Origin of the sequence: Trebonia sp., from assembly GCF_030042015.1 — a bacterium.
Taxonomy (GTDB): domain Bacteria; phylum Actinomycetota; class Actinomycetes; order Streptosporangiales; family Streptosporangiaceae; genus Trebonia.
Genome location: NZ_JASIAL010000475.1, coordinates 1 through 7067, shown reverse-complemented (window position 1 = coordinate 7067; position 7067 = coordinate 1). Strand labels below are relative to the sequence as shown.

At 67.0% G+C, this 7067-nt stretch carries 4 protein-coding genes; 1 reads left to right on the top strand and 3 read right to left on the bottom strand.

Annotated features, from left to right (window positions below; translation table 11 throughout):
- The 3 genes from cas3u to cas7u all read right to left on the bottom strand — a co-directional run.
- Positions 1 to 1658 (bottom strand): type I-U CRISPR-associated helicase/endonuclease Cas3 (cas3u, locus tag Q1N79_RS25360; RefSeq protein ID WP_300613167.1); only part of this gene is annotated, 1658 nt, incomplete at its 3' end.
- On the bottom strand, positions 1655 to 3433 hold the full coding sequence (gene csb2, locus Q1N79_RS25355) for a type I-U CRISPR-associated protein Csb2 (RefSeq protein ID WP_300613165.1): 1779 nt from the start codon (positions 3431 to 3433) through the stop codon (positions 1655 to 1657). The genes csb2 and cas3u, both read right to left, overlap by 4 nt.
- Positions 3433 to 4749, bottom strand: coding sequence for a type I-U CRISPR-associated RAMP protein Csb1/Cas7u (gene cas7u / locus Q1N79_RS25350; RefSeq protein WP_300613163.1), 1317 nt, complete (start codon positions 4747 to 4749; stop codon positions 3433 to 3435). Before cas7u ends, csb2 begins: the two co-directional genes overlap by 1 nt.
- A gap of 1551 nt (positions 4750 to 6300) precedes the next feature.
- Between cas7u and Q1N79_RS25345 the strand changes: the two genes are divergently transcribed.
- Entirely contained in the window at positions 6301 to 6624 is a 324-nt protein-coding gene (locus Q1N79_RS25345; protein WP_300613161.1) for a hypothetical protein, read from the top strand.
- Positions 6625 to 7067: the final 443 nt, after the last annotated feature.

The window sequence follows — 7067 nt, the reverse complement described above, 5'->3', positions numbered from 1 at the left end:
GGGCAGGCGCTGACCAGGGTGACGGCATACTGCTCGTTCGCCTTGGTCAGCAGGCCCGCCGTGAGATCGGCACGCCAGATGAGCGTGACGTCCGCCGCGTCGGTATCCATTCCGTGCAGCCAGAGCGAGACCTCCGGATCGGCGTCGGGCCGGGGTGAGGTCTGAACGAGCCGGTCGAGGTGGCTGGGCAGCAGCAGTGGCGCGTGCGGCTTTCTCGCCAGCAGTCTCGGCGCGGTTCCTGCGTCTGGCTGCTGCGCGGCGAAATCGAACTCGCCCTCGCCCTCGGGCAGCCAGTTCCAGGTCTCGATCAGCGCGTTGCCGTAGATGGGATCGTCCTTCACGTCCCCCGGCGGCAGCAAGATCACGGAACTGGATGGGTTGTCTCGTGCGCTCAGCTCGCCGTTTCTGTCCACGCGGCCGAACCGTTGCTTGAGCGCGTCGAAGCTCGCGCATTCCGTGACGAGCGCGTCGAAGTCGAAGTCGGCACCCGCCTCGATCGACTGGGTGGCCACGATGACGAGCGGCCTGCTTCCGGGCTGCCGCGTCCGGCCCGTGCGAATGCGCGGTGTCAACTTACTGAGCGAGTCATCCCGGTCGAACGGGCGCATGCGGCCGGTGATCAGGTGGCAGTCGAAGTCCGGGTCGCCTGCGAGCTCGTTGTACGCGAGCCGGGCGGTGTTGACGCGGTTCAGCACGACGCCGACCACCGTGTGCTGTCCGTCCCGGATGATTTGCCTGGTCTCGTCGGCTGCCTTCCTCGCTGTGGCCTGTGCCGTGCTGGAACCTGGCTTGGCTTTGACTAGTTTCTTGCGGGCGAACTTGCTCGCAGCGAGCCGCTGGGCCAGCAGCGGGGCCACTTCCGGGTCGCGATCGCGGGCTGTCAGCGTCTGTGTCACCCGCTCGCGCTGCTGGGTCCCGGGCGTGGCCGACAGTTCGACGACCTGCCAGCGATCCGGCAACCCGGCCGCGGCGGGCGGGCGGTAGCGCTCGCTGATCTTGCCGAGCGTGTCGGCGAATGGCTGCGCGAGATGGACCTCGTCGAGCAGGAAGAGGGTGTCGTTGGCGAGCAGTCCCGCGTGGACTGGGCGCATCCCGTCGCTGACCCCATAGCCGCGGAAGAGCAAGCGGGAACCGACCTGATCGACTGTCGAGACGACGACCGCGGGGACGTCCGGGCGGAGCGTCCAGGACTCGTCCCGGACGATGCCGCCGCTGAGCTGGGCGACTCGCAGCGGCGGCATGCCGCCGTCGCCCGGCCTGGCGAGTTCGCGCAAGCGCGCCGCGACTGAGGCCACGACCGGATCGGCGGTATCCCGCGATCGCTCGGCCGACCACAATCTCTCGGCGAGCTGACCGGCACGCTCCGCCGCCTGATGGACGATGACGCGCCTGTCGACCACGAAGACGACACGCCGTGGCATGTGCATGTCTTCGTGCAATGCCATCAGGAATACCGCGATGTCTATCACCGCGGTCTTGCCTGCCGCCGTCGGCAGGTCGAGGAGGTCGGGCCATCGGCCTGTCGACGCGACGTGGTCCAGCAGTTCCTGCTGCCAGGGGAACGGCCCGGGAATCTTTACCGTGCCATCGTCGGCTTGTACGGCGTTCACGGCACCGAAGAACGCCGCAAAGCACGACACATCCAGCTTGCTGTTCACTTCGCCTCCGGCTTCTGGTCACGAGGCAGGCACAGGCCATAGCCGAGGTAGCGGCCGGCGCCGATGAGGACCGGGCCCCGGACCGGCTCGGGGAACTCGATCTCCGCGTGCACGCAGGCGCGCGGCACGCCGCCGCCGGTCTGGAAGCCGGGGAACTGGCGCTGGCCCGGGGTGTTCCGCCCGGCCGGGCTCGCGGGTATGCCGACGAGCGGGGCGTCGAGTCGTATGGTGACCTTGACGTCTTCCGGGCGGTCCGCCAGGCCGGCGTTGACGCAGGCACGGGCGACCACGGCTGCTGCCTCCGCCTCTGCCCGGTCGCGGGCCTCTGGCTTTGGGCTGCGCAGGTTCCCGGGAAACCGGTCGAGCGCGATGGGCGTCACCGTGAGCCAGCGCTTCGCCGGGCGGCACCAGTAATCTCTCGTGGTCGTCTTGCGCCGGTCCGTGAGCGCCGTGTTCAGCCATTGCGGCTCAGATCCGGCCTTGCTGCGGTCAACGCCCAGATCTGCGAGCGTGTAGTGGGCTGACCGGCCGTCAGAGCGTGCGGGAAGCGTCAGCTTGAATTCGTCGTGGTCGCCGACCGTCGCCCAAGTGCGGAGGGCGCCTTCGACCGCCCGCCTATCCTCGGCGGGGCATTCGGCCGGCAGGACGAGCGCGACCCCGTAGATGGTTCCGTCGCTGTGCGGGTTGCCGGCGTTCAGCAACGGGACGACGGCCAGGTGCGGGCGCTCAAGCGGAGGCGTCGGACCGCTGCCGCCTGGCTGCCGCTGATGGCCGGACAGGATCTCCGGCGAAGGCTGGACCCCATGGGTGAGGAGCGCGTTCCTGGTGGCCCTGGCCACGGCCAGGACCTGGGTCGCGGCGGGGAACTTCCGCTCGGTGAACCCCAGAACGTACCAGTCGCCGCCGAGCCGCGGCCTACGCGCTTGCGTGCGAGCCTGCCGGGGCTGATGGTAGTTAACCATCCCGGCCGGCAGCGTCCGCGGCTCCTCTCCATGGTGCATCTGAAAGGCGAGTTCGAGACGGTCGATGAGCCCAGTCCGCGGCACCCGGACGCGGCGCGCCTCGCCGGCTGATCCGCCTGGTACCCAGGCGGGCTTCGATTCCGGCCCGGTCTCGTCGCACCGGCAGGCGACAAGGGTAGAGGAGTGGCCGATCCGGGCGACGCGCCCGAGCAGGGCGTCGAGCGCCCCCCGGTCCTGGCCGCTGGCCTGCGCTGTCGGCCACACGAACCAGACGGTCGGCCTGTCGGGGATGATCGTCGGATACGTCCGGCCTTGCTTTCCGCGGTTCTCGGGCAGCACTTCGAGGACGCCGATAGCCATCGAGGCTGTCTCGTGCCCGGTAAGGGCTCCGGCTTTCGCGGCGTCCGCTACCGCCTTTGCCTCAGCCTTGGTGAGCGCCACGAGCGCGCGCTGCGTCGCTTTCTCGTCACCGGACCGTTGTGCGTCAGCAACTGCCTGACGCGCGCTTTCCACTGGCTCATAGGTGCTGCTGGATACGTCACGGATGAGTGCCGTGGCATCGTTCACCGGCACATAGTGGGTCACGACCGTGCGCCAATGGTCCTCGCCACAGTGAATGTCCGGCGCCCCCTGATCCTCGAGCCAGCGCAAGGCCGCCCGCTCGCCAGGATCGGGCTCCTCGCTGTCAGCCCAGGCGGCGACCAAGGCCGAGAAGAGGCGCGCCGGATGCGGGGGCCACTCGGGCTGCGACCGGTCGTTGAACTGCGTGGCGGTGTAGCGCCCGGCCAGCAGTTCCACCGCGATGGCGAACACTACCTATCACCGTCCGCCTCGGCGGACTCCGCGATGTCCTGGCTGCGCTTGATCAGCTGGACCAGCCGACCGGCCGGGCGGAGCAGGAGCTCGCCTTCGCGCCACGGCAGCCCGGCGGCGGCCGCGCGGTCGGCGCTCTCTTCGGCCAGCTTGAGCGCGTCGGCGCTTGACAGGTCGAAGGGGACGACGGTGCCGTCGCGTTTCACCAGCTCGAACATCACCGGTCCCTCGGCGACCAGCACGCAGCGGGACCGGAGGTCAAACCCCTCCTCGAACGCCAGCGCGGCTGCCGTGAGACCAAGCGCGGCCAGCGCGGTCCGTGCCGCGACCTCGGCCTCGGCGCGCTGCCCGTCGAAAGCGGTACTGTCTGCGCGAGTCGGGAAGCGGAGGCGGCGCAACTGGATGAACGACAGGACGGTGGTGCCGACGATCTGCCGCGCTGTGATCCCGCCGTTCTTGGGGTCGATCGACGGCCTCACGTTGCCGAGGTTGGCCTGCGACGGCCGACCTGGCTCCCCGTTACCACGCCCACCGTCCTTGGAGCTGTCCTTGGCACTGTCCTTAGCCCCAAGGAGCTTCGGGTTGCCTTTGCTGTCCAGCACTGCCTCGCTCTTGTCGAGCACCCACGCAGCGCCGCCTCTGGGACCCTCGTAAAGCACCGCCGCGCTCTTTTCGATGCCGGCCGGATCGATGCGAGAAGCCGTCCGCTTACCCACCTCGATATCCAGTGCGACGATCTCCGAGGTGATAGCGCGCTCGTACTTCGCGCCGAGTCCACCCCGCGGACCGGTCGAGTCCCAGCCGCCGAACACAAGGGTGTGCGGGCTGTGGTAGTAGAGGGCGGCAGCATCGCGCGGGCGAGCCTCCGTGATCGCCCTGCCTACTGCGCCGTTCCTGAACAGGTGCTCGCCGTCATAGCTGTCACGGAGCAGGGCGTCGAAAATCCGGTGCGGCGCCTCGTAATCGCTGATCCGGTCGAGTCCGGCCAGGCCGCTTTGGGCGAAGTCCACCGAGGTGACCGGCGCCGCCAGATCGCCTCTGCGGATGGCGTCGAGCAGTGCCAGCTCCAGCCGGTTGGCCTGGGAGGCAACGGAGTCGAGCACGACCGCCGGAACCACCGTGTCTTCGCTGCCGTCTGCACGCGGAACCCGGCGCTTCTCAGTGGCGTATTTCGTCTCAGCATTGTTGTCGACACCGTAGGTCGGCGGGAACACCTTGTCCCCTGGACCGCCGAGTGGCTGGAGAACGGTCCGGCACCTAACGCCGACAGCACCGCCGACGACGCCTTCCTTAAGTTCCTCGTGAGTTAGCGACATTTTCGAACTCCTTAACTGGTGAGTAACAAGAACGAACAGTCCGGCTACCCGGACGAACTCATACGCGTCCTCCGACCAAGTAGTAGGCCGAGACCAGGATGCCCAGCGCCACAGTGCAAGCCAGCAGCAGCACGACCAGTCGCAGGAGCGCACTCCAGTCGTGATCACCGACCCACCCGATGACCCACGCGACGAGGGCCATGAGTGTGCTGGGGTGGTCGGATCCCTGCCGCCTGGTCATGGCTCATGAGCGTACTCCTAGCCGACTTGCTTATACTCACTCCTACACATAACATCCGTCGGATAGGACCGTCGGCCACATTGCGGCTGTGTCGTCGTGAGTATGCCGTTAGATGAGTTACAGATGTTCTCTGGGGCCAGCCCGTGGTACGGGCTGGCCTCAGCCCCAGCGCAAATCTGCCGCCGGAGCGCTCGAACGCTAACCCGGGGACCTCGTCGCGGGATCGCCCGAAGTGTATGCGTTGGGTAGCGGCTGGTGGTCGGCTACAGTCGACCGCATGACTCACCCGGCGCCACCGAGGCTGGGTCTTCTTTTTGGCGGACGTAGCCCGTGACGGCGCTGGCCCGACGTCGCGGCGGTTACCCAAACACGAAGTCATCGACATTTCCGGCTCCCCGCATCCCGCGCTGCAGTGATGGACCAGCCGCCCCGAAGTCACGAAGGGTGCCCAGTCCGTCTTAACTACGTAGAGCCGACGCGCGAACCGGACATTGCGATGACATCCGCACGGAGGAACTCCAGGTGCGCCGCAAAGAGCGCCGGGCGCTGCGTCGCTCAACTCTTTCCGGATACCCTAGCAGGTTACCGGCGGATTCCAGCAGATTCCAGTAAATAACTAGCCAACATTATCCGGGTTGGCGTCTGTTCATCTGGACGCGGTGGCAGGTCACGGCTGGCCTGGCGCCGACAGCCGGGGGACTACGTGCTGCCCGGTGGGAGCGTAGCCGCCGCCCGTCGCATTCGCGGACCCAGATCGAGCTGCGGCTAGCCACATCCCAGGCTTGATGGTGCACGATGCTGACGCAAGTGGACCGGAGCAACGTCATCGCGAAGAACTCCGGGTGCAGCACGCGCTCCATGTGGCCACGGTCGCATGGCCATCCCCCCGGCTCGGCAATATTCCGACGACATCAGCCTCGGTGGCCCGGTAGCCTGGTGAGCATAGACCACCCGGCTCCTTGTGGGCCGGGTTTTCTTTTTGTAGAGCTCGTCTGAAGAAACCGCAAGTCCAGAGCCGGTCGAGCGGCAGCACCGTGATCCAGCCATCGCGCGTATGCGCGTGGATGCCGGTGTACGGGACGATCACTGGGCAGTCCGGGACCAGCCCGGGGCAGGCATGAACGAAGGGGGGGCCGCCCCAGTGAAACACCCCCGCAGGTTGGCCCTTGGCGCTAGCCGCGCCTGAGCTGCGCGGCGAACGCGCGCCTTTGGCAGTACGGGACCCCAAGGGACGACCACAACTGGTCGCGCCTGACTGGCCCGTAATGATCCAAGACGGAGCAGGAGAGGCAGTTACTGATGCCCGCTTCATGGTTTCTATCGCCCACCGGGAAGAGAAGGGCAGCGATGTCAACGTCGCTTCGCACCTGCTCTTGGACATCCTCGGCGGCATAGTCGATGCAGCCCTGGTCATTTCGAACGATTCCGACCTGCGGTTCCCAATCCAGCGGGCGCGCGCACATGTGCCCGTCGGACTGATCAACCCGACGCCCGGCCAGACAGCAGGAGCACTGCGTGCTGAGGTGACAACTGGGACTGGCCGCCACTTCTGGCGAAAGCTTGAACCGCGGGACTTCGTTTCCCACCAACTCGCGAATCCTGCAAGCGGCTACACCATGCCAGAAGGCTGGTGATCGTGTATAGTACTGTGCGTAGACCACCCGGCTCCTTGTGGGCCGGGTCTCTTTTTCTGTGGGACCCAGTTGTCGAGCCTGGCACAGGCCCCGCGTGGAACGCGGCGCCTGTCTCTGCCGCCACAGCATGCACCCGCACCACCGCCCTCGCCCTACCTGCGGGCTAGCCTTCGCGCCGCTCCTTTGCACGCCTACCCCTTCATTGTTACTGCTGCGAGCCTCACCCCCGGCTCAGGCATGTAATCGTCGCGCCGACCGGGGCACGGCGGAGCCCGAAAGCTGAGAAGACACACAGATCTATCCCATAGGCGACATGTTGGTCACGCCCTCTGCCCCGAGAACCATACCAGAACTTCCCTGTTATTCCAGCATTCTCCTCAAAACAGTCTGATGAGTTCAGCGAAGATCGCGTGCCATGCCACCACTGCCACTACAGCAGCAGC